Source organism: Alkalibacillus silvisoli, assembly GCF_039521975.1.
GTDB lineage: Bacteria > Bacillota > Bacilli > Bacillales > Alkalibacillaceae > Alkalibacillus > Alkalibacillus silvisoli.
This window is the reverse complement of record NZ_BAAACZ010000009.1, coordinates 344,434-367,893: the sequence shown is the minus strand read 5'-3', so window position 1 is coordinate 367,893 and position 23,460 is coordinate 344,434. Positions and strand designations below refer to the sequence as shown.

At 35.0% G+C, this 23,460-nt stretch carries 27 protein-coding genes; 7 read left to right on the top strand and 20 right to left on the bottom strand.

What is annotated here, in order from left to right; all coding sequences use genetic code 11:
- Nucleotide 1: 1 nt before the first annotated feature.
- The gene (locus tag ABDZ63_RS06070; RefSeq protein WP_343782431.1) at nt 2-1,660 is read right to left on the bottom strand and encodes an acyl-CoA mutase large subunit family protein; all 1,659 of its coding nucleotides are present in this window, start codon (nt 1,658-1,660) and stop codon (nt 2-4) included.
- Nucleotides 1,661-1,804: 144 nt separating this feature from the next.
- Here ABDZ63_RS06070 and prli42 point away from each other — a divergent pair, with 144 nt between their 5' ends.
- A complete protein-coding gene (prli42, locus tag ABDZ63_RS06065; RefSeq protein WP_343782429.1) occupies nt 1,805-1,945 on the top strand; it encodes a stressosome-associated protein Prli42 in 141 nt (46 codons plus the stop codon).
- 456 nt (nt 1,946-2,401) lie between these two features.
- On the opposite strand, the gene ABDZ63_RS06060 is transcribed toward prli42, so the two are convergent.
- From ABDZ63_RS06060 to ABDZ63_RS06010, 11 genes are all read right to left on the bottom strand, one after another.
- On the bottom strand, nt 2,402-2,920 hold the full coding sequence (locus tag ABDZ63_RS06060) for an HAD-IIIA family hydrolase (RefSeq protein WP_343782428.1): 519 nt from the start codon (nt 2,918-2,920) through the stop codon (nt 2,402-2,404).
- Between the two features lie 113 nt (nt 2,921-3,033).
- A complete protein-coding gene (locus tag ABDZ63_RS06055; RefSeq protein WP_343782426.1) occupies nt 3,034-3,585 on the bottom strand; it encodes a SurA N-terminal domain-containing protein in 552 nt (183 codons plus the stop codon).
- Nucleotides 3,586-3,822: 237 nt separating this feature from the next.
- Entirely contained in the window at nt 3,823-4,302 is a 480-nt protein-coding gene (locus tag ABDZ63_RS06050; RefSeq protein WP_343782425.1) for a hypothetical protein, read from the bottom strand.
- A gap of 158 nt (nt 4,303-4,460) precedes the next feature.
- Complete coding sequence (locus ABDZ63_RS06045; protein WP_343782424.1) at nt 4,461-5,099, bottom strand: hypothetical protein; 639 nt, start codon at nt 5,097-5,099, stop codon at nt 4,461-4,463.
- Between the two features lie 166 nt (nt 5,100-5,265).
- Complete coding sequence (locus ABDZ63_RS06040) at nt 5,266-6,519, bottom strand: aminopeptidase (protein WP_343782422.1); 1,254 nt, start codon at nt 6,517-6,519, stop codon at nt 5,266-5,268.
- Between the two features lie 79 nt (nt 6,520-6,598).
- Complete coding sequence (locus ABDZ63_RS06035; RefSeq protein ID WP_343782421.1) at nt 6,599-7,072, bottom strand: GNAT family N-acetyltransferase; 474 nt, start codon at nt 7,070-7,072, stop codon at nt 6,599-6,601.
- Between the two features lie 168 nt (nt 7,073-7,240).
- Nucleotides 7,241-7,600 (bottom strand): YciI family protein, encoded by a 360-nt coding sequence (locus ABDZ63_RS06030; protein WP_343782420.1) that lies wholly within the window; start codon nt 7,598-7,600, stop codon nt 7,241-7,243.
- A gap of 238 nt (nt 7,601-7,838) precedes the next feature.
- The gene (locus tag ABDZ63_RS06025; RefSeq protein WP_343782419.1) at nt 7,839-8,516 is read right to left on the bottom strand and encodes a VOC family protein; all 678 of its coding nucleotides are present in this window, start codon (nt 8,514-8,516) and stop codon (nt 7,839-7,841) included.
- 132 nt (nt 8,517-8,648) lie between these two features.
- Nucleotides 8,649-9,110: a GNAT family N-acetyltransferase gene (locus tag ABDZ63_RS06020; protein WP_343782418.1), complete on the bottom strand. Its 462-nt coding sequence runs from the start codon at nt 9,108-9,110 to the stop codon at nt 8,649-8,651.
- 232 nt (nt 9,111-9,342) lie between these two features.
- Nucleotides 9,343-10,086 carry an amidohydrolase family protein gene (locus ABDZ63_RS06015; protein WP_343782416.1) on the bottom strand — a complete coding sequence of 248 codons (744 nt, stop codon included), beginning with the start codon at nt 10,084-10,086 and terminating at the stop codon, nt 9,343-9,345.
- A 136-nt stretch (nt 10,087-10,222) separates the two neighbouring features.
- Nucleotides 10,223-10,774 (bottom strand): putative glycolipid-binding domain-containing protein, encoded by a 552-nt coding sequence (locus ABDZ63_RS06010; protein ID WP_343782415.1) that lies wholly within the window; start codon nt 10,772-10,774, stop codon nt 10,223-10,225.
- A gap of 535 nt (nt 10,775-11,309) precedes the next feature.
- Between ABDZ63_RS06010 and ABDZ63_RS06005 the strand changes: the two genes are divergently transcribed.
- Complete coding sequence (locus ABDZ63_RS06005; protein ID WP_343782653.1) at nt 11,310-12,545, top strand: IS110 family RNA-guided transposase; 1,236 nt, start codon at nt 11,310-11,312, stop codon at nt 12,543-12,545.
- A 151-nt stretch (nt 12,546-12,696) separates the two neighbouring features.
- Here the strand turns inward: ABDZ63_RS06005 and ABDZ63_RS06000 are convergent, their stop codons facing one another.
- The 5 genes from ABDZ63_RS06000 to ABDZ63_RS05980 form a co-directional block, all read right to left on the bottom strand.
- Nucleotides 12,697-13,536, bottom strand: a complete 840-nt coding sequence (locus ABDZ63_RS06000) for a DUF4037 domain-containing protein (RefSeq protein WP_343782414.1) — start codon at nt 13,534-13,536, stop codon at nt 12,697-12,699.
- Nucleotides 13,537-13,660: 124 nt separating this feature from the next.
- Complete coding sequence (locus ABDZ63_RS05995; protein ID WP_343782413.1) at nt 13,661-14,020, bottom strand: hypothetical protein; 360 nt, start codon at nt 14,018-14,020, stop codon at nt 13,661-13,663.
- Nucleotides 14,021-14,251: 231 nt separating this feature from the next.
- Nucleotides 14,252-14,713, bottom strand: coding sequence for an SAM-dependent methyltransferase (locus ABDZ63_RS05990; protein WP_343782412.1), 462 nt, complete (start codon nt 14,711-14,713; stop codon nt 14,252-14,254).
- A 432-nt stretch (nt 14,714-15,145) separates the two neighbouring features.
- Entirely contained in the window at nt 15,146-15,682 is a 537-nt protein-coding gene (locus ABDZ63_RS05985; protein ID WP_343782411.1) for a transcription repressor NadR, read from the bottom strand.
- A gap of 4 nt (nt 15,683-15,686) precedes the next feature.
- Nucleotides 15,687-16,811 carry an IscS subfamily cysteine desulfurase gene (locus ABDZ63_RS05980; protein WP_343782409.1) on the bottom strand — a complete coding sequence of 375 codons (1,125 nt, stop codon included), beginning with the start codon at nt 16,809-16,811 and terminating at the stop codon, nt 15,687-15,689.
- A 97-nt stretch (nt 16,812-16,908) separates the two neighbouring features.
- Between ABDZ63_RS05980 and ABDZ63_RS05975 the strand changes: the two genes are divergently transcribed.
- From ABDZ63_RS05975 to ABDZ63_RS05955, 5 genes are all read left to right on the top strand, one after another.
- Nucleotides 16,909-17,349: an FAD-binding protein gene (locus ABDZ63_RS05975; protein WP_343782408.1), complete on the top strand. Its 441-nt coding sequence runs from the start codon at nt 16,909-16,911 to the stop codon at nt 17,347-17,349.
- Entirely contained in the window at nt 17,327-18,424 is a 1,098-nt protein-coding gene (locus tag ABDZ63_RS05970; RefSeq protein WP_343782406.1) for an FAD-binding protein, read from the top strand. The genes ABDZ63_RS05975 and ABDZ63_RS05970 overlap by 23 nt, the downstream gene beginning before the upstream one ends.
- The gene (nadC, locus tag ABDZ63_RS05965) at nt 18,411-19,262 is read left to right on the top strand and encodes a carboxylating nicotinate-nucleotide diphosphorylase (RefSeq protein ID WP_343782405.1); all 852 of its coding nucleotides are present in this window, start codon (nt 18,411-18,413) and stop codon (nt 19,260-19,262) included. Before ABDZ63_RS05970 ends, nadC begins: the two co-directional genes overlap by 14 nt.
- Complete coding sequence (gene nadA / locus ABDZ63_RS05960; RefSeq protein WP_343782403.1) at nt 19,262-20,362, top strand: quinolinate synthase NadA; 1,101 nt, start codon at nt 19,262-19,264, stop codon at nt 20,360-20,362. Before nadC ends, nadA begins: the two co-directional genes overlap by 1 nt.
- 265 nt (nt 20,363-20,627) lie before the next feature.
- Nucleotides 20,628-21,164, top strand: a complete 537-nt coding sequence (locus ABDZ63_RS05955) for a ribonuclease H-like YkuK family protein (protein ID WP_343782401.1) — start codon at nt 20,628-20,630, stop codon at nt 21,162-21,164.
- A 73-nt stretch (nt 21,165-21,237) separates the two neighbouring features.
- On the opposite strand, the gene ABDZ63_RS05950 is transcribed toward ABDZ63_RS05955, so the two are convergent.
- From ABDZ63_RS05950 to ABDZ63_RS05940, 3 genes are all read right to left on the bottom strand, one after another.
- Nucleotides 21,238-21,717: a GNAT family N-acetyltransferase gene (locus tag ABDZ63_RS05950; RefSeq protein WP_343782400.1), complete on the bottom strand. Its 480-nt coding sequence runs from the start codon at nt 21,715-21,717 to the stop codon at nt 21,238-21,240.
- Between the two features lie 123 nt (nt 21,718-21,840).
- Nucleotides 21,841-22,794: an aromatic acid exporter family protein gene (locus ABDZ63_RS05945; protein WP_343782399.1), complete on the bottom strand. Its 954-nt coding sequence runs from the start codon at nt 22,792-22,794 to the stop codon at nt 21,841-21,843.
- 143 nt (nt 22,795-22,937) lie between these two features.
- Entirely contained in the window at nt 22,938-23,369 is a 432-nt protein-coding gene (locus ABDZ63_RS05940; RefSeq protein ID WP_343782398.1) for a BrxA/BrxB family bacilliredoxin, read from the bottom strand.
- Nucleotides 23,370-23,460: the final 91 nt, after the last annotated feature.

Below are 23,460 nucleotides of genomic sequence, written 5' to 3'. Positions count from 1 at the left end.
ACTACATACCTGTATACTCACCGAATTCATCACGTAATACATGGCAAATTTCTCCTACAGTGGCATAAACCTTAACGCAATTTAAAATGTATGGCATTAAATTACTATTAGGATGTTGAGCCGCTTCTTTCAGTTCGTTTAAAGTTTGATCCACTCGTGATTGATCACGTGATTTTCTAACATTTTCTACTTGCTTCACTTGGTCTTGTTCTAATTGTTCATCTACTCTTAATAAATCTTCATGAACTTCTTCTTCAATCTGGAATTCATTCATACCAACAATAATTTCTTCTTGTGACTCAATCTTCTTCTGCGTCTCGTAAGCTGTCTGATGGATCTCTCTTTGCATATAGCCTTCTTCTACTGCTTTAACTGCGCCACCCATTTCTTCGATTCTCTCAAGATAAGACATGACTTCTTGTTCAATTTCATCAGTTAATTGCTCGACATAATATGAACCAGCTAGAGGGTCGACTGTATCAGCTACACCACTTTCATGAGCAATAATTTGTTGTGTACGTAGAGCAATACGGGCTGAATCCTCAGTTGGTAGAGCAAGTGCTTCATCTCTAGAGTTCGTATGTAAGCTTTGGGTACCACCCATGACAGCCGATAATGCCTGTAGAGCTACTCTTACGATATTGTTGTCTGGCTGCTGTGCTGTTAACGTTGAGCCACCTGTTTGTGTATGAAAACGTAAGCGCCAGCTTTTTTCATTTTGAGCTTGATACTTCTCTTTCATTAATTTAGCCCAGATTCTCCTCGCTGCTCTAAATTTAGCTGCTTCTTCAAAGAAATTATTATGAGCATTAAAGAAAAAAGCTAATCTAGTGGCAAATTGATCGACTTCTAAACCGCGTTCAATTGCCGCATCAACATAAGCCATTCCATTTGCAAGCGTAAATGCTACTTCTTGGACAGCAGTTGAGCCAGCTTCACGAATGTGATAGCCCGAAATACTAATTGTATTAAACTTCGGTACCTCTTGAGCACAATACTCAAAAATATTCGTAATTAAACGCATCGATGCCTTTGGCGGGTAAATATAAGTACCTCTTGCGATATATTCTTTTAATATATCATTTTGAATCGTACCAGTGATTTTCTCTTTAGGAACACCTTGTTTTTCTGCAACTGCTATGTACATACACAATAAAACAGAAGCAGGTGCATTAATGGTCATCGACGTACTGACCTGGTCTAATGGAATACCCTTTAAAAGTGTTTCCATGTCTTCTAATGAATCAATTGCTACTCCTACTTTACCGACCTCACCTTCACTCATCAGATCGTCTGAGTCGTATCCGATTTGAGTAGGCAAATCAAAAGCGACTGATAACCCAGTTTGACCTTGATCTAATAAGTATCTAAAACGTTCATTCGTTTCTTTAGCAGAACCAAAACCCGCATATTGTCTCATCGTCCAGAAACGATTACGATACATTGAAGGCTGGATCCCTCTAGTAAAAGGGTACTGTCCTGGAAAACCAATATTTTCTACGTAGTCGTCATTAACTTGATTCTCTTTAGGAACATACAGCGGATCAATTTCAATGTCGGATTTATTTAAGAACTCCTCTTTACGCTCTTTAAACCTCTCATTTGTCTTCTTAACCTGTTCTTTCCATTGATTATACTGTTCATTAAAATGGTTACTCATATAAAGCGTCTCCCTCCTGTTACCATTTTACAATTGTAAGAAAAATTCGTCATCTACTTTTATTGTAAAGCAAAGTTTTATCTTGTCCAATCTTAGTTTTTCTTTTACAATGATGTTAATGGATACTTTAAGGGAGGAATTACTGTGTCTAACAACAAAAAGCCTCGTGCTCCTTATGCTTCTAGTCGCAGAAAGAAAAAGAAATGGACAACGATTGTAATCTATTTAATGATTATTGCGATGTTGTTAAGCTCACTAATGATGGGGCTTAGCATGTTTGTATAAACGCAGTCAAAAAGCATAGCCTGATTGAGGGCTATGCTTTTTATTTTCATTAGAAATCATAAAAAACGGACTTAGAATTTTCTAGGTCCTTTAGTAGTATATTCCTTATTCAACTAACGCAACCCGTTACTTTAATTATCTTAAAGAAAAAAATTCTTTGCCACATTTGCCAAGACAGCCGATAACGAAATAAATACCACCGGGAAAATAACAAAATACATTACACCTAGGTGAATTGAAAGTAAAAAAGGATCTACAAAGTAAAAGTAAAAATGATGACTCACATACAAAAATATTAGAAAAAACACCCAAAACAACAGAGTATCCTTCCCCATATAAAATAACCTCCACCAAAATAAAATCTTGTTAAAGAATCCTGCTCACGTTAATTTAAGAACGATCATTCTTACTGAACAATCGCCCCCTTTAATTGAACATTGATTCACTTAAAATTAGTTATGATCCAATCAACTGCTTCCTGAAAATTTGATGCAAAATATTCAGGAGAAACCCCAGCATACTTACCATAATAGTCCTTATTTTTGTATTTATTAAATCCCCAGCACCTGTCTTGACTAATACTTTAATGCAACCTGCTTCTTGAGCCGCAAGCATATCTGTCCATCTATCTCCAATGACTACACATTCTTTTAAATTTAAATTATTTTCTTTTGCTGCTTGAATCAACATTCCAGTCGATGGTTTCCGACATTGACATCCTTCGTTGTGTTGGTGTGGACAAAGATATACCTTATCAAAACCAAAACCTATAAGTTCTCTCTCAAAGTCTTCCCTTGTTGCTTCTCCCCTTGAAATACCTGGTTGATTTGTAAAAGAAAATATAGGATTTCCTAACTTTTTTAATTTGTAAATTGAATTGCCAACGAAAGGATACAGTTGAAAGTCTCTAGGAAATACAACCTTATCTGTCCCTCCAATTGTGCCATCTCTATCAATAAAAATAGCTTTTGACAAATAAATCTCCTCCGTATCATCATTCTTTAACCTACTACTTTAGCACAAGAAGAGTATCCTATTTATTAAACAATCGCCCCATGTTAGTTCAATTACAAATTATTATTTATCAATTATTTGATTAGTATTTCAATTTTATCTTCGTGTTCTTTTAACAACACATCAACTATTTGTTGTATTTCTTCATTCATTTCTTCAGCTTCTTCTGTTTCAGGATTACTATCAAAATGTTCTTTAAAAAATTCATTTGGATAGGCACTTCTCTTAGCACTTCTCTCTATAAACTCCTTATGAAACTCTTTTGGCTTCATATCAAACCTTTCAGCCTGAGCCTCTGCAAACTCTCTAATTTCATTTGCTTTATCAGTATCAACATTTTCAGAAGGATACTGACCAAAGGATTTAATTGACTCTTCGACTTCATCTGATACATCGATTCCCATTTCCTTAGCTTCTTGAATAACAACAGTTTCCCTAACCATTGATTCAACAACTTCAGGTAAATCTTCATCTTCCGCCTCAACAAAAAAGCGAATGTCCCCAACTGTTATTTCTTCTCCCCTTACAATAGCGGCTACTTCGTCAGTGTCATATGTGGCTGAGCCTGAACATCCCACTATAAAACTTAAGCTTATCAAAATAATACTACTAATTAATTTGTTCATCGTTCACCCCTAAGTCTGTATAAGTACCAACTTTGTGATAAAAGCTTCTTCAACAATCCTGCCTCGTTAGTTCAATATCTTCTACACCAATGTTAACATAATATTCCAATAATTGTACCAATAAAAAAGACGACCAATTCGACCAATTCCCTTGATCGCCTTGCTAAACTCTTGCCCCCCTGAGTTGAAGAAGGAATAATTGTAGAAGGTAGTCATCTCTATTCAACTGTTCATTACTTATAAACCACTATTTAGCCGATTTGATTTTATCAATCCTAATACCATATAACACAGTAACCCTACAAAAATAATAGCTGGCATATATAATGGAACAAGTAAATTTCCAATAAGTAACGGTGTAACTCGAGCTAAAATAAAACTCGATGTCACGATTATAATAAGCAAGAATAAGTGCACAAATAAATATTGCTTAACTATCAAAATATTATTTTTATCTTTTCTGTATTTATAAAAATAAAAGATACTCATTGATATGAATAATATAACAAACGCTAATTCAAAAACCTCTGTCCAATTGGCTAATCGGGTAAGCGTTTCCATATCTTCTTCCCTAAAATTATTCACTGATTGCCAGTGCTCTGACATATTCATTCGATGATTCCACAATAACGTGTATCCTAAATAAAAGAGCAACATGAATAAAAAGTAAATGTAAAACAATAATTTTAATTTACTGTCCTTTTGTTCAAACAACACAATAAAATTCTCCCCCCTTCTTAAGTTATCCTGCTTCTATAGTTCAATATCTTCTACACCAATGTTAACATAATATTCCAATAATTGTACCAATAAAAAGACGACCAATTTTCTTGATCGCCTTGTTACTTGTTAAAGAGACCTTTAACCCAAGTCAATTAAAATTCATATACAAATGCACCTTTTTCGCTTGGTATGTACCTCTCATCAGAAACTACATTTTTGTAATCAATCTCCAAAAAGTAAGTTGCTTTACTAAGAATGTCATAAAAGAAAGGTACAAACTCCAAATCTTTAAATAGAAAAACATCTATTTGCGTATCGTTATTTCGATATGCTTCAAATATCCGGTGGTTTCCATTAATACAATAAGGTTTATTAACAGTTAGATACCGACTCTGAAGTGCCATTACAGGGTTTTTATGGTTTGGTTTTACTCGATTTGGGTCTTTATTTATATTTTCTTGATCAACTGCATCAATTATGTTCGACGGAGTAAACTGTACTGGTTTAATACTTCTTTCTTTTATAAGTGAAGAAGCACCATCAATGTCTAAAGCATATTCAAATACACCAATTGGATACTCCGCATATAGTGAAAATGTTTCCTGCCCAATCGGATGAATTACAGGATAGGTTTCTTTATAAAGAGATTGATTTAAAATTTCAGCCCACATTTTGGCAACCTTAGCCCCGTAAACAGATTTTTCTTCCATTTCTTGAATTCGTGAAATAAAGTGTTTATAGGGGCTGAAATATTGAGATTCTGTTTCATAAATTTCAATTTTACTTTCCATCAACAATCCCCTCTTAACTTCTTTTGAATTATCGTATATCTAAACATAACCCATAATCTTCAGTTGTTGCAGGAATGCTGCCCAGTTTGTTTTTACTATTGCTAGAGTTAGCACTAAGTATAAACCACAACAAATCCGTTTACTCTGTTTTTAAGTTGTAGACGATTTAGAATTGGAAATCCCCATCCTTTATTAGTAGGGCTTCAGTTCCACCTTCTTTAATGCCTACTACTTCCATATCTTCGGTGCCAAAGGTCACATTGACTAACAAAAGTGAAGTATTCAGACCCGCTGCCTTCAACTCTTCCTCAGATTGGTCAATGCCATTTTGAATATTGGAGGGAGATGCATTTCCGATTCCAATATGACAGGACGTATTTTCATCAAACAAAGTATTGTAAAAAAGAGTATCTGTCTGAGCAAGTGGTGATTCATTAGAGACCAAGGCAATTTCACCTAGATAATGTGAACCTTCGTCTGTTTCGATGAGATTTTGTAACACTTCCTGTCCCTTTGCGGCATTATAGTCTGTAATCCGTCCATCTTTAAAAATTAGATAAAATTCATCGATGACACTCCCTCCATAAATAAGAGGTTTAGTACCTACCAATTTGCCATTCACCTTATTTTTATGGGGAGCAGTAAATATTTCTTCGGTAGGAATGTTCGGAAAGAAAGGTACTCCATTTTTATCTGTGACACCCCCACCGATATAGAGGTGATTTTTAGGTAGACCAACTAATAAATCAGTTCCACGGCTATTTGTAAAATGCAGGGCTTCAAATTGGCTCTCGTTTAGGATTTTCTTTCGAGACTCGAAGGCTCTATTGTGACTCTCCCAATCTTTTATAGGATTTTTCCCATCTGCCCGAGCTCCTCTTAAAATTAATTTCCATAATGATTGTAAAGCTTCTTCTTCACTTAGGTTGGGAAAAACTTTAGTTGCCCATTCAACGTATGGAACAGCTAGAAGACACCAGCGTACCTCGTGGGACCTAATTTTCGCATGATAATCCCTCAATTTTGTACGTGAAGCTTTTTGGAAACGATTGATCCTTTCTGTAGAAACCTCCTTAAAGACACCTAAGTTTTCAGAAATAATATGGATGTAAGCAGCACCTGCATCGCCCCACTCCTTAAAACGGTCAGCTTGCCAATCAGGAAAGTAATCGATGGCACTATCTGCTGCATTTAAGTAAAATTCTTTGGTGGACTGTTCATCTGTCCAATCTATAAAAACATTTGAAGCTCCTGCCTCGTAGGCTACCGTTTGGATTAGACGTGCAAACGTAGCATTTTGTATATCACTATGAATAATCAATAATTGATTTTTTTGCAAATTTACACCAGCTCGTACAGCAAGTTCTGCATACTTTTTTAACTGTGCTTCACTTATAAATTCATATATTCCCTTAATCATTTAATATCTCTCCTGTGATGTTCTTATATAATTTTACTACAGAAGTCTGATGCGCCCTTTAGCACAGCAAGAATGAGTTTTAAACAATTCTCTTAATAAACAATACCCTATCTTGATTTTTTCCATCGTAATCGGAAAATACAGATACTCCATCAACTTCTTTGTCACCTTTGTCAATATGAAATCCCATCTTGGTATGATAAGCAATTGAAACCTTGTTTACTGGTGAAGTTTCAGCACGAACAGCATTTCTATTATTCTTTTTTACCACATTGAAAAATTCATTATAAAGTTGCTTTCCAATTTGGTTTTTACGGTACTCTGGATTAACTCCAACAAAATGTATGTATGCAACATCCGTATCAGATTGAGACAGAAAGCCAATTAAAAATCCAACAATTTCACCATCTTTTTCAGCAATAAAACTTGTATTATTAAAATGAACAAAGAATAACTTAGGTAACATATCGGACATTTGCCTTCCGCCCCACCATTCGTTAATCAAAGGTGAGATTACGTTATAGTCAGAACTTCTCACATTGCGTATTTCCACTTTTAAACATCCTTTCTTTCTTGAACAAAACTCCTCTCGTTAGCTCAAAAACTTCTAATTTAATGTTAACAAAATATTCCAATATTTTATCAACCAGAATTAAATATACGATCAACTTAATGACCGCCTTGCTTAAACGCTTGCACCGTTACTTGAATTGGAAACATCCTAAATAATCCCTAATTCTTTTTGAATCTTATGTTTGTAATCAATATATCCTTGGTCAAAACCTGGATTTTCATATTCAATTTTGCTCATTTTATAATCCCATTGCTTTATTTCATAACTGAAGATACCATTTTTAACAGTAGGGTCATTTTCAACGAATTTAATAACATCCTCTTCCTTTGCAACATCAATAACTATTGCTCCTCCAGTTGAACCTCCAAATGGTCCAGCTAAAACTATATTTCCTTTATTATATTCGGTTTGAACATACACAGCATGTTCAGGCATAAACGGTTGATTATGTAGGACTACACCCTCTCTCCAATTTATTGATGGAGTTAACAATATCAGGTATCTCATGGACATTTCCCCTTTAATTAAATAAAGTTTTCATCTTGAGGCTATTAAACTTTTCTGCTTCGTAAGTTCAATATCTTCTACACCAATGTTAACATAATATTCCAATAATTGTACCAATAAAAAGACGACCAATTTTCTTGATCGCCTTGTTAAACTCTTGCCCCTGTTAGTACCATAACAAGACCTACTGGGGCTAACGGAACCCAATTAAGGTACTTCCTTTCCCATCAAAACACCTTTACGCTGTTGTACTTAACTCACCGTTCGTATTAACATCTATTTTACTATTATTAGATAACGTGATTGAAAGTGGAAAGATATTAGAAAGTTTTTCTGAGAAAATCCATCTTCTACCAGGTTGATTCAAAATGATAAATACGCCTGTCTTTCTATCCCCCATAAAATTAAGATTTTGTTTATTTATGACTTCATTATCCCGTTCAGTTACACCAACTCTGTTTAGAGCGCCCGCTGCACTGTATACATCATTGACTGTCACACCTATTTCACTTATATTTAGAACACTCTTTATTGAGAATGGTTTGTCTTGGTCTGTTTTCATTGAATGCCTTGAAATAAACTCAACCACATTACCAGATGGGTCATCAAAGTATAAAGCGTGGGCAGGTAAATGAGTAAAATCAACCTCATCTTGTCCGTCTTCTAAATTTAAACTAACTCTCTCCTTTATCCATGTTTTTGCTTCAATAAATTTATTTGAAGGAATATTGATGGCAAAATGGTAGTAAGGATTTTTTGTTACTCCATTTGAAGTAAATTCTAATTCGCTACTACCGACAGCAAACCTAAAACTGTCGTCGTTTTCCTCTATCAAAATAAATCCTAATTGCTTAATATAAAAATCTTTCATTTCAGTTAATTTTGCTGTCTGTAAAGTCATTGTTTTAATTTCCATATAAAGTTCCCCCTTTCAAAATAATTATTTACTAATTTAAATATTGAACTTTCTTTTTAAGTAATCTTGCCCCGTTAGTTCAACAAGGAATGTTCAACCTTATTCAAGTAACGCCCCCAGTTAGTGAAAATATTATAATTTAATTTTTAATCCTTCATGTGTTGCCTTAAAACCTAACTTTTCATAAAATCTCAAAGCATCTGGACGTTCTTTATCTGTTGTAAGCTGTACTATTTGACAACCACGTTCTTTTGCACGGTTAATTCCCCATTTAATGAGCTCAGTCCCAATGCCTTTACTACGAGATGAAGATGAAGTTCTTACACCTTCAAGGGTAGCTCTCCAACCTCCCTGATGCGTTATATAAGGAGTGAAGGTAATTTGTTGAACCCCAATAATTTCATCTCCTTGGTATGCTACAACCAATTCATTGTTTGGGTCGGATGTAATAGATTGGAACGCTCTTATGTAACTATCTGGAAGGGGTTGCTCGTATCTTTCCCTCTTACTACCTAAGACATCATCAGCAAGCATTTCAACAATTTTATCCAAATCTTGTTCTGCTGCTATTCTAAAGTTAATTTCCTTTTCCATTGTTATCCATCCCCCTATATTAGAAAAATACTTAATTCCTTATTCAACTCTTCCTACTTCATTAGTTCAATACCTTCCACACCAATTTTAACATAATATTCCAGTAATTGTATCAAAAAAAGAATAATTTTCTTCTTGAGCGCCTTGTTAAACTCTTGCCACCCGTTACTTTAAGTGTACTCACTCACTTACAAACTTCACAAATTTCATTATAAATATAATTGTAAATGAATTACTTGAAGTACCATTTTAAAGCATTAGAATACAAGATTTTATCGGTAGATTTTTCCTCAAATAGACGCTGAATTAGTTCGATATCGGCATATTCAAAAGGTCTTTTCGCCCTTGTAGATGGTAAATCTGTTCCGAACATAAGAGCATCTGGGTTAATATCGTAAATGGACTTTAAGGCATTCTCGATATTCAATTGTACACGACCAAAACCAGTGGCTTTAACTCTAACACCTTTATCCACCAGCTTTAATAAATGTGGTAATCCCTCTCCAGTTAATCCTAAATGGTCAATTGAAATAGCAGGTAATCTTTCTATAGTCGGTGCAATATCGGGTAACTCTTTTGCATCAATATAAAGTTCACTATGCCACCCTACTAAATCGTAAACTCTTCTTGCAAGGTAATCGAGTTTTGATAAATCTTCTGAACCGCCTCGTTTGATATTAAATCGCAATGCCCTTACTCCACTGCTATGTAAACTTATAATTTCATCATCCGTCACAGTAAAAGGCAATTGTGTTACTCCACAAAATGCTGGACCCATTTGTTTAAGTGCTTTCAATAAGTAGTCTTGGTCAAAGCCTTGGAAAGAACCAGATACAATCGCTCCACCTAATACATTCAAATCGGTAGTTTCATTTTGATAATCTGTTACAACATAACTCGGTGGTGTATATCCTTGGTTTTCAATAATAGGAAAATCAAAATCAATAATATGAAAATGTGCATCAAAAATTCTCATTTTAAATTCCCCTCTCTATTCTTGAACAGTTCAAATTCCTTATTCCACAATCCTGCTTCGTTAGTTAAAGAAGAGACTGACCTTATTGAACAATCGCACAGTTAATTTAAATAATTAGAGTCACTTGTTAAGCACACTATAGAACCCTACAAAATGTATTTGGATAATCAACAACTAACCCATTTGAGTCAACACATATGATTGTCTCATAATCATAACAACGGTATTTGAAGTATCTTAATTCACTTTCCTTACGAATATATTGATAAGACTGGGGTACCTTTTTTGTTTCTAAAGAAGGAATTGATACATAAACCATATGAAAGTGTTCTGTTTGATTAATACTCCAATTTATTCTATTAATAGGTAAAGAGTTGGAAAAAGGAGTAGCTGAAATATCTATGTCAACTGCACCTTCAAGCTTCTCAATTATTTCTTCACCACCATTAAACCAGTTTCCCTTTCCGTCAGTATGTAATTCTAAACTATCTGCATTTTCAACATCAATATTAAACTTCTTAGTAAGCCAATGCTCATCTAACTCAACATTATAATTTAAATTATGAGCATTGCTGTTATCTACATAAATTACTGTACTGTGAACAATGATATTTTCGTTTGTACTCCTTATTCTAAGGTACTCGCAACCATAAAGTTCTTCGTTGTTCCATACTACTTTTCCAGTCATGTACACTCCCCCATTAATTTCTCGAGTAACTTTAATATTAAACAAGGTTATTAAAGTAAACTGTCACAATAGTGAAAGCAGGGATAAACAATCGCCCCCGTTCGTAATATAAGGTTAGCCAGATATTTCTGGTTGACCTTTTTTTATAAGGTTTTATGATTACGGTAGTCGGGGTAGAACGGAGCCCCCGTGGGACTATCTGAGTAATATAGGAAAACACTGCGTTTTACTTGGAGAAGTGAACGTGATAGCCTTTCAAGGCTAAGCCAGCGTCATTTATTAAAGCTGGTTTCCTGGCAAAGAAATCGTGTTCGCAGAGGCTCCATGTCAAACGACATGGCGTGTGCTCTAATTAACGTGCAGAAGTCTATTCCTTCTCAATTTGATCCCGTTAGCTAAACTGTTCACCCCCTACTTGTATAATCATGATTCAAGCTGGTTGGGACATTGATCCCGTTTAACAAGCGAACCTATGACGTTACAAGGAGCCTTAGGGGATACCGACAAATCTGATTACTTTAGAGAGGAGAATCGTATGAATCCAGTTATTGGTCTAGATGTTGCCAAAGGGGAAAGTCAGGTTCAGGCATTCTTAGATAAAGGCAAGCCTTATCGTAAGAGTTTTAGTATTCATCATGATCTAGATGGACTGAATCAATTGTTAAAGTTCTTAGAGGAAATAGAATCAAAGACAGGAGTTAAACCTTCGGTTGTGCTGGAATCAACTGGACACTACCATACTCCGATTATTCATTTTTTAGAGGAACATCAATATGTATATATCTTGGTGAATCCATTAATAGCCTTTCGAGCTAAAAGTTCAAGCTTACGCAAAGTCAAAACGGATGCCATTGATGCTTATCACCTGTGTGAGCTTTATTATAAGGAAGAATTGGAACCTCATAGAAGAAGAGGTGTTCAACTCTTAAACCTTCGTAATCTAACACGACAGCACGAAAGTTTATCTAGTACAGCAGCTCAAACCAAGTTACAGCTTCAATCGATTTTAGATCAAGTATTTCCTGAATATAGAGGTGTATTTGGTGACCTATATTCTAGAGTATCCTTACAGACACTCTTAACTTTTCCAACGTCTGAAACGGTTTTAAGTGCTACTCAAGCCGAAATAACCGATACCATAGCTTCGCAATGTAAGAGTCGTTCTAATAAATGGGCAGAAGAAAAGGCACGAAAGCTAAGAGACGCCGCAATAAAGAATCCATTTCAAAGTAATGTATATCAAAGTCATCTATTTAATTTAGAGTTATTAATCCAACTCATTCTTCAATACCAAGGGCATCTATCCAAGTTGAACACTGAAATAGATACTCTTGCAAAAGACATTGAAGAATATAAGATTATCCAATCGATCCCTGGTATTGGTGAAAAGATTGCCGCCACAATCATTTCAGAAATTGGGGAAATCAATCGGTTTAATCATCCTAAAAAACTTGTTGCATTCGCTGGCGTTGATCCAAGTGTCTATGCTTCTGGTAAATTTACAGCCTCAGTTAATCGAATTACCAAAAGAGGATCAAGCCGACTCAGGCACGCCCTTTATATGGCTGTGCAATGCGGAATACGAGACGCTCGAAAGAAGAAAACGAGCGAAGACGTTATTCCGCGAAATAAAAGGTTAAGAGAATACTACGATAAGAAACGCGACGAAGGAAAATCATATAGAGCAGCCATCATCGCTTGCGTCAATAAACTCTTACATTGGATTTATGCTTTACTTAAAAGTAAGTCAACTTTCCAAGATGCAGCATAACAACTACATCTAACCAAATAAAGCAAAACCTTCCAACCACAAGATGTGGGAAGGTTATTTGGCATGCGCAAATTTAGTATATCACATATATTTTTAGCTTTTTATTGAAAAATGTTGACAAACTATTAGCTGGTTTAGCTTAGCAAGTTTTCTATTTCATTTCATTTTTTGGTCTCAAAAATAACGATTTATCAAGAACTAAAGATAAATCTATTTGCGGATATTCACATTGTATTAGTTCGTACATTTCCTTAATTATTACTTCTAATTCTCTTATAGAAACCTTTGGGTCATTTAGAAAAATAGACTCTAAGCGATTTGATACATTTTCAGGAATGATTTCCATTGAACTAAGTGTATGTTTTTGCCACTTAAAAGCTGGGTGGTGTACGAACTGACGGTTTAATCCGAATAATATACCCATTAAATTGGTTTGAACGGACACCATAACTTTATAAAGCATTAACCAGTCTTTACGCTCAAGTAAAGCCTCGCGATTATTCCATCTGTTTCCTAAATAAATATTCTCCTTTACCATAGCCACACTTAATTCATAAGGGTATTTACTTACCTTCTCTTTCATAATATTAATAACTGAATCACCACTGAGAGCAACTCCGTTATAAACCGCAGCTACGATACATTGCTTATCTAAATCCGTATCATAGGATATAATCACATCACTTATAACTCTGTTAATTGTTTCTGTTAGAAAATTACTTATTTCTAATTTCACTCCCTGAGTTATGTATGTTTCTGACCATTCCTCATCTTCATATGGGTGAAAATCAATAATATTACCATTTAATTTCACGATTGCAGCCTTCCTTTCCTCGTCAGTAGGAGCTCCTTTCCATAAAATAAATAGTTCAATATCCGAATGTTCATCTTGCCAATTTCGTGATACGGAACCTCCTAATAAAACAGCTTCAACTTTTGGGTTTTGTTGATAGATATTCGCTATTTCTGATGCTAATATTTTTAAATCCACATAACCTCTCCCTTTCGGAAACTTCTTTTGCTTCTTCTACTAAACTGCTCACGTTAGTTGAAGCACATCTCTCCACAGAACCCGTTAGAGATAATTATCCAATTTCTTTAAAATACTGGATACGTCAAGATAACGCTTGAATGCATGCTTCTCGAATGCTCCATATATCCTCTAATTGAAATGATCTCAACTCATAATCTTGTAGCCAATTTTGTATGGATGAACGATGGAATATCTCCTTAAATTCACCAATTTGGTTTGGTAATATATTTTCTTCTTTTATAATATGAAGGCTTGAATGACCTGACTCACAAAATCTAGTGAAGTCATACCTTTCATGCTTATACTTTAAATAACAATGAGCTTCTGGGATTGGACGAAGCCCGAATTGCTCTAACACACCACCTACACCTGGTGTGTTAGCTTCGTTCATTTCGTAAATACCTGCATATAATTCAATACCGTGTACTTTTGCTCGATACATAACGCAGAAAGCAGTGCATGCTTCGTGCTACAAGTCCCTTTACCTTCTCTTAAAACTAGGTGATAATCAGACCGATCGGTAGTCCTACCATAAGGCAGTTCATGAACAAACTTTACAACTTGATGAAAATCTTGAAGCCCTAAATCCAACACCTCTCTTGAAACCTTTCCCATCGAATCAATTTTAAAATTTGGCAAAGAACATAATTTCATAACGATCCCTTCCAACACTTTAATTATTCCAATAGTTTCTCATAATTTCATGCGACCACTTTGGTTGTCTAACTGGGCCTTGTGGGAGAAATTCTTGCATTACTGGTTTTATGTCTAGTATAGGTGTTTCGTTAATGCAATCAAGCCCTTCAACCATTAACTTTCTCCCCTCCGTTTTGACAACTTTAACTGTCGTTAGTCCTATTTGATTCGGCCTGTTTTTACCACGCTGACCAAATATGCCGACTTTTGGCAGGCTATGATCATTTCTTGGGTGTCTTGCACCTGTCACGATCTTATCTTGATCTACTTGATGAAAGTAGTATATGACATCAACGTGAGAGAAGGATTCAATTCCATCAAGAGCATCTTGTGGCAAATTAGAATCAATAATAATCTGACTTACGATACCTCCCCAGTAATCATCCTCAATTTCATTTCTTTGATTGTAAGCTATACCAATTGGATTTAAATTAATCATGCACCGGACACCTCGATTATTAACATTTGTATTTAACCTTACAAACGACAACAATTGAACTTTATGTCAGGAGTGTTTTACTAATTTTTCTGCTAAATATGCTGTTAATGGAATTATAACTATTATGTAAAATAAAACCACAACAATTGTTGTCACACTACTCGTCTTCCACGGTACAAAGTGGATATAACTGAACCTGAAAATAGATGAATTGATAACTTATATGGTGACGAAACACAGCCAAAATAAAGCTTTTGTTTTATCAATTAACTATCCCCTTCCCTTAACAAGTTCCACCTTCAAACCATTTCAATTCTATGTTTAGTTCAATTAATATTAACATATTTTTCTAACTATTTTAAATTTAATAATCAAATGAAAAACGTGGATTCAAATGATGAACCCACGTTACAAATGATGATTAATTTTGTACTATTCTTTGACAATGAATCCTTGATCATCTAACGCTTTTTCAGCTTGATCAAGTAACTCTTCTTCATTTGCTGCAATTGTATGTAGATGAACACCTCCTGTTAATTCAGATAATAAAGATGCATTAGATTCTTGGATTTGTGCTGCAAACTTTTTAACGTCAACCCGGTTCGAGATATGTAAGACTGCTTTAAATTCGCCGTAAACCAAATGATCGACAATGACATCTTTTACATATACTCCGTGGTCTACTAAGATATTCAACTCTTCTTCTGTTTCTTCTCTATTATGTCTACAAGCGATGGTTCGTTCATATAAATAGTCTTTATCCTGGTTATTCATATAAATATAGCCTTGACTTGTTGACATAATCGGTTCATTTTGCGCCTTTAATAAAGCAATGTCACCTACAATCACTTGACGACTAACGGAATAGACTTCTGAAAGTTCTTTTCCTGTTTTCGGCTCATCACTATGTTTTAATAAAGCTTGTATTTGTTGACGACGCTCAGTACTCGATAACTTTTGATTAGTCAATTTATCACACCCCACTTATGACTTGTGATTGAATCAAGTCATTTAAACATTTAGCTAAGGACCTAATATTAGATTCAGTCGTATATCGACCAAATGATATTCTAAAAAATTGTCGCGCTGTCTCTTCACCAACTTGTAATGCTTCCATTGTATTTGTCATCTTTTGATAGCGTACATCACATGCACTTCCTGTTGATATCGCAAAGTTATGTCGATTACATTCTAACATAACATATTGACCATCCATACGCTCAATAGCCATACCAATAATTGAGGCAAGCTGATTCTCTTCTTCCGCTTCAAAAAAACGGATATATTCTTTATAGTTTAAGGATTGTTTAAATGTTTGTCTCAATTGTTCCATTTGAACCACTTCTTGTTTCAATAAATGCACAGACTCTTCACAAGATGCTGTAAAAGCAACAACACTTGGGATATCTACTGTATTACCTTTTAAGACAAATTGAAACAAAGATGGTTCATAAATGGGGGTTTCCTTTAAATATAGTAACCCAATTCCTTTAGGCCCGTATATCTTATGACCTGATACTGAAAGGCTATCAACTTGATTAGCTATTTGAGTTAAATCTATTTTCCCAAAGCTTTGCACAGCATCAACATGGAGTTTGATATGATTTTCCTGACACCATATGCTTATTTCATCAATTGGCTGAATTGTTCCAATCTCACCATTAATGTGTTGTACACTAATGAATGCTGTATCGTCTCTTGTTAGTTCATACAACATTTCAAGATCCATAACTCCTTGTTCATTAAAATAGACAATACTAACTTCATATCCTTCATTGATTAACTTATCCTCAGTTTGTCTAATTGAGTTGTGTTCACCAGCAGACAAAATAATATGTTTACCGACAGTCTGTTGTTTTAAATACTCTATAGCCAACAAATTACTTTCTGATCCTCCACTAGTAAAGTGGATCTGTTCGGGAGTTGCTCCTATATACGTGCTTACTTTTTGCTTACATAAATGTAAAACTTGTTGAGCTTCTGTTCCACAATCATGAATGCTATTCGCATTGCCAAAATACTTCCTAGCCGCTTCAGTATAGGCAGTTAACGCCGTATTACTCATTGGTGTTGTAGCGGCGTAATCAAAATAAATCAAAAAATCCTCTCCCCAAAAACTTAATTAATGCTCTTGCTATTTATTTAATAATATGTAAATATAGGTGTCAAGACACATGTATACTTAGAGGTGAATGATGTTAAAGACAGACATCCTCATTATTGGTAGTGGGATTGCCGCCCTCCAACTTGCAACGAAGTTAAACCAACATTATGACGTAACCATTGTAACTAAAGGTAAAATAACGAATAGTAATTCTTATTTAGCACAAGGTGGTATTGCCGCTGCCATCAGTGAATCAGATCACGTCTATGATCACGCTTATGACACACTTAAAGCCGGAGAATATTTTAATTTGCCATTCATTGTGAATTATGTCACAAAGAAAGCACCAAATATTATTAAACAGTTGATTAATGATGGCGTAATTTTTGATCATATAAACCAACAACTGATCTTAGGGAAAGAAGGCGCACATCAACAACGAAGAATCGTGCACGCTGGTGGAGATGCGACAGGAAAACACTTAATAAATTCGCTAATCAATCAATTGGATGATTCTATTACGCTTACCTGAAAATAATGTCATCTATCGATTGTTAGCCAATCCTGAATCAAATGAATGTTATGGCGCTCAATTGATCGATTCAAACGAACAATTTTATACCATTACAGCAAGCCACACTGTTTTAGCAACAGGGGGATGTGGTTCAATTTATGAATATACATCCAATAGTTCTCACGCATTAGGTGATGGTGTTGTGTTGGCTCACCAAGTCGGTGCTGTCGTTTCTGATTTAGAATTCATCCAATTTCATCCGACATTACTTTATTTAAACGATGAAACATATGGATTAATTTCTGAAGCTGTTCGTGGAGAAGGTGCAATACTAGTCAACCAAAATGGAAAACCGATCATGGATAGCATTCACCCTCTAAAAGACTTAGCACCAAGGCATATAGTAGCTCAGACGATTTATAACAATAAGTTAATTGGGAACGATGTTTATTTATCAGTTGCTAATATAAATCAGTTTCAAACACGTTTTCCTTCAATTAGTAAACTGTGCACTGAGTATGGCATTGATATAGAAAGCGGGTTGATTCCGATTAGTCCAGGTGCTCATTTTATGATTGGTGGGGTCGTAACAAATATTAAAGGAGAAACAAATATTAATAGACTTTACTGTATTGGTGAAGTGGCTAACACTGGTCTTCATGGGGCTAATCGTTTAGCGAGCAACTCACTATTAGAAGGACTCGTTATGGGGCAGGAATTAGCTAACCATTTAAACAATCAACCTTTAATAGATGAAGAGATCACACTGTCAACTATAGAGAAAAATCAAGTACCTGAACTTCCTCCCTTATATAAACTCAAAAACTCTATGATGGAGAACGTCGGCATTATAAGGGAATTTGAACAGTTAAAGAAGCAGCATGATTGGTTAAACTTATTACTTAATTCTAGCAATCTAGTTGAAGTTAATATAGAAACATTTAACAGATTTGTCGCATACAAAATGGCGAACCTCATCACAACGGCTGCTTTAATACGAACAGAAAGCCTTGGATGCCATCATATGGTTGGTTCTAATATAGCTTTAAAACACACGCACTTAGAAAGAGGGGAATATGTTGAACAAATTTAAGCTTGAGCAAATGTTAAAAGATTTTTTTATAGAAGACTTTGGAGATTTAGATGTGACAACAGATTATTTATTTAACGAACAAGAGCGCGGTACACTGACGATTCAGTCTAAAGAAGCTGGTATTTTTTGTGGTGAATCTATAATCAAATTAGGCTATAAAATTTTAGATGAAAATGCTAACGTTTCTTTACTTGTTCAAGATGGCGAAAGTATTTCACAGAATCAAGAAATTGCTTATATAGAAGGATCAGTTAATACATTATTAAAAGGTGAACGAGTCGTATTAAATCTGATTCAACGACTTTCTGGTATTGCAACCAAAACAAACAGAGCCGTCAAAGCTTTAAACCATGATCATACTAAAATCTCAGATACACGTAAAACGACACCAGGGTTAAGAATGCTAGAAAAATATGCCGTAAGAGTCGGTGGTGGAATTAATCACCGCCTGCGCTTAGATGATGCTGTATTGATTAAAGACAATCACATTTCCTTTGTTGGGTCAGTTAAAGAAGCTGTTAAGCGGATTCGTGAAAACATAGGTCATATGGTCAAAATTGAAGTTGAAGCAGAACATGAACAGCAAGTGGTTGAAGCTGTTGAATCAAATGTTGATGTGATTATGCTTGATAACATAGAAATCTCTGAACTTTATAAACTCATTCAACTAATTCCAAGAGACATCACAATTGAGCTCTCAGGAGGGGTTAACATTCAAGAGCTACCACAATATCGAAGTTTAAATGTTGATGTTATTTCAATGGGCTGTTTAACCCATCAAATTGAATCATTAGATTTTAGTGCCAATCATCAATTTGAAAAGGAGCGTGTACTGTAATGTCCTTATTACAACAAATAGAGCAATCTGTATCGAAAATCCCTGAGAAATATAAAAACATGAACGAAGATGAATTAAGACAATTAATTCAAAGGGCAAAGGACACTTTAGGAGATCAATTGTTTATACCCGGTCACCATTATCAAAAAGATGAGGTCATCGAATTTGCAGATGCACGAGGAGATTCATTAGAATTAGCTCAAAAGTCAGCCAGTACTACAGCTAAACATATTGTCTTTTGTGGCGTTCATTTTATGGCAGAAACAGCAGACATTCTCACAGATCATGATCAACACGTTTACTTACCAGACATGCGTGCTGGCTGTTCAATGGCGGATATGGCTAATATTAATCAAACTGAAGTGGCATGGGATCAACTAACTCAATTAGTTAAAGGTACGATGATCCCGATTACTTATGTGAATTCAACTGCCGCTATTAAAGCTTTTGTTGGTAAGCATGGGGGGGCAACGATTACTTCTTCTAACGCAAAAGACATGATGAAATGGGCTTTTGAACGTAAGGAGAAGATCTTATTTTTACCTGATCAACACTTAGGAAGAAATACAGCCTATAACCTCGGCATTCCTTTAGAAGAAATGGCAGTTTGGGATCCTATTTTAGAGACATTAAATTATGAAGGGGACTTAGATGATTTAAAAGTTATTCTATGGAAAGGGCATTGTTCTGTACATGAAAATTTCACTGTACCTAATGTCTATGAAGTTAGAGCTAAACATCCCAATATGAACATAATTGTACACCCTGAGTGTAAACGTGAGGTTGTAGCATTATCTGATGATTCAGGCTCAACTCGTCATATTATTGAAACGATCGAAAATTCACCAGCCGGTAGCGAATGGGCAATCGGAACAGAAATGAACCTGGTAAAGAGGCTTATTAAAGAGAACCCTGATCAACATATCATTTCATTAAACCCACACATGTGCCCTTGTTTAACAATGAATCGAATTGATTTGCCTCACCTAGCATGGTGCCTTGATTCACTTAAAAATGGTGAGCCAGTCAATCCAATTACTGTAAGCGACCAAATCAGTAACGATGCCACAAGAGCATTAAATCGTATGTTAATTAAATAGTCATTGTGGATTAAGCATTGAATTGAAAAACAATTTGATGCTTAATTTTTTTCAGCATCTTTAAAAGTCATCTGCTGTTGATCACCTATTCCGGGTACTTCAATAAGCACCTAAATATTTCGTCTCTAATTCTATCTCTTTTACTGTACGTAAAACCAACCATCACAAGTGCAAAGCCCAACCATTTTATCCATAATAATAAAATAAATTTAAAATATAATAATATTAGACAAACGCTTAAGACGAAAGAAAATGGAGGGTTGTCATGTTACATTATCGAGTACTGAACTATACGTTCAAAAATTTAAAAGAGAAGAACATGACGTTTGAACAGGTATTTGACCATATAAAGAATTTCATACGCATAGACCCAGGTGGAAATTATAAACTGATGATTGGAACGGATTCACAAGTCCATAAAAGCCAAACAACTTTTATTACTGGGATTGTCATTCAAAACGAGGGAAAAGGAGCATGGGCATGTCTAAGAAAAGTTAAATTCCCTCAGAAAATAACCAACTTACATCAAAAGATCTCATATGAAACATCCCTTTCTGAAGACGTCTTCACTATGTTCACCCAAGAACGCAAAGATGCGATGTATGAAATGGTATTACCCCACATCGATCGTGGTGCTAGTTTTACTATTGAAGGACATATTGATATAGGCGCAGGAAAGCGTAATAAAACCAATATGTTTATCAATGAAATGGTCGCTCGAATTGAGTCTTATGGTGCGGAACCTAAAATTAAGCCTGAAGCGTTTGTTGCGAGCAGTTATGCAAATCGATATACAAAATGAACAATCAATGATAATAGGTCAAGTATGATTTTTAAAACGGGAGTTAGTACATAAATTTATCTAAATACCCTATTTATGAAAGCTCTTTGATAAACCACGTATCCATTGCATTATGCTCTGATCCTTCTAGCGGGTTTGTGAGTTGTTTGAAATTAAATTTAATGTAAAGCTGATTAGCTGTTTGAAGTTGATTCATTGTTTCAATATAACAATATGTATAATGTTCTTTAGCGAAGTTAAGCGCTTCTTCCATCAACTTCTTGGACAAACCAAAACCTTGATATTCACGTTTAATGTATAACTTTTGTAACTCACAAATCTCTTTCTTTTCCCCAAATGGTCCAATACCTACACCACCAACTACTTCATCTCGATCATTCACCAAAACCCAATACTTTGCATTAGGAAGCAGATTATAATATTGGGTTAAATTACTCAGTTGAGGGTCAAAATAAGCTGTTCCTGGAATATTTAAATCACATGATTCCAATGAACGTTTAATAATTTGTTCTATTGTTTTATTGTCTTTTGCTTCAATTTCTCTAATTTGCATAATAAACCAATAAACCTCCCAATTGCTTAACAATTATTATATCACTCTTAGACCAATGATCATTTTTCCTTATAGATGATTCTATCAAAAAGTGAACCAAGAATATAACCTGGTTCACTCCATTTAAATATCACTCTTTTTATAAGACCGCTTTAAAATAAGGTACTGCTCTATTTCATTCAACAACAAATAAAGGTTAGCCCTTTTTTCAAACATCTCACGATCATTAGGTAAGCTTTCCTTATTGAATTTCTTTCTAATGTGGTTTAACTTTTCTAAATATTTAACAGCTGTATTTCCTGGGTGCACATGATCTGCTAGGTCTTCAAACAGCTCACCGATATAATTATACTCATCATCTGTGGCATCAATCCGGCTAATGAGTGGCAACATACGCTCTAAAATATCAAACTGTTTCTCCCTCATATGGAAATAATGATAAAACGGATGATGCCTTCTAAGTAGGTGATTTTCAACATCTCTTGATGCTAATTCATTTGCTTCTTCAATTAATCTAGCAGTTTCTGTTATTTCATGACCTGACCAATAATAATCTCCTGTCTTTAAGTAATTGGCAATTTCACCTAAGATTTTAGAAAAGTTTTCTTCTAGTTCGTCTCTGATTTTCTTCAATTCAGTATCTAAACTTGGCATATACATATTTAAAATTAAAGCGACACCTAAACCAACTGATAATAAAACAATTTCATTCACAACAATTGCCCCAGACATTGCTCCTTCACCGTATAAATGAAGAATAATAACAGTACTGGTTATAATCCCTTCTGTTATACCTAACTGCACAGTTATTGGAATAAACACAAGTAAAACTAAGCCAATGACTAACGGGTTATATCCAATTAATTCAAATAAAATACCCGCGACTGCAATTCCTATTAAACAAGCATAAAACCGATACCAAGCAGTTTCTAACGACCGCTGTCTAGTCACTTGTATACATAGAATTGTTAAAATACCAGCGGAAATCGCATTATCTAAATCTAAAGCTAGTGCAACAATAATCGACACAGGTGCTCCAATAGCCGTTTTAATCGTCCTTGAACCGACTTTAAACATCGATCATCCTCTTTCTAGATTATTATGTATTCAATATACCATAATTTACCCGTCTATAATCTGTAATAACCATGTTTATAAGAAAAATTATGATTGTTAAACCATAAAAGAAAAAAGGTGGTATGACGCCACCTTTCTAAAAATTAGAATTCTTCACAATGTTCATCGAAGATTTTTTGTAGTTGTTGTACAACCTCTACTGGAGTTGAGCTTTCAACTTCATGACGCTCAACCATTGTTACAATTTTACCATCCTTCATAAGAGCAAATGATGGTGAAGATGGTGGAAAACCTTCAAAATATCCTCTTGCTTGTTCTGTTGCTTCGCGGTCTTGACCTGCAAAGACAGTTACTAAATGGTCTGGGCGGTAATCGTAATGAACAGCATTTGCTGCTGCAGGACGAGCAACACCACCAGCACAACCACAAATTGAGTTAACCGCAACTAGGGTAGTCCCTTTACGAGAAAAAGCTTGATCTACTTCTTCTGGCGTTGTTAATTCTTCATAGCCTGCTTCTGTAATTTCTGTTCTTGCTTGATTAACGAAATCTTGCATATAAATGTTAAAATCCATGGCATATGGCTCCTTTATATTTAATATTACCAATACTAATATTATCAACATTTCAGACTTGTTTCAAATTGTGTGCAGCGGATATAAATAA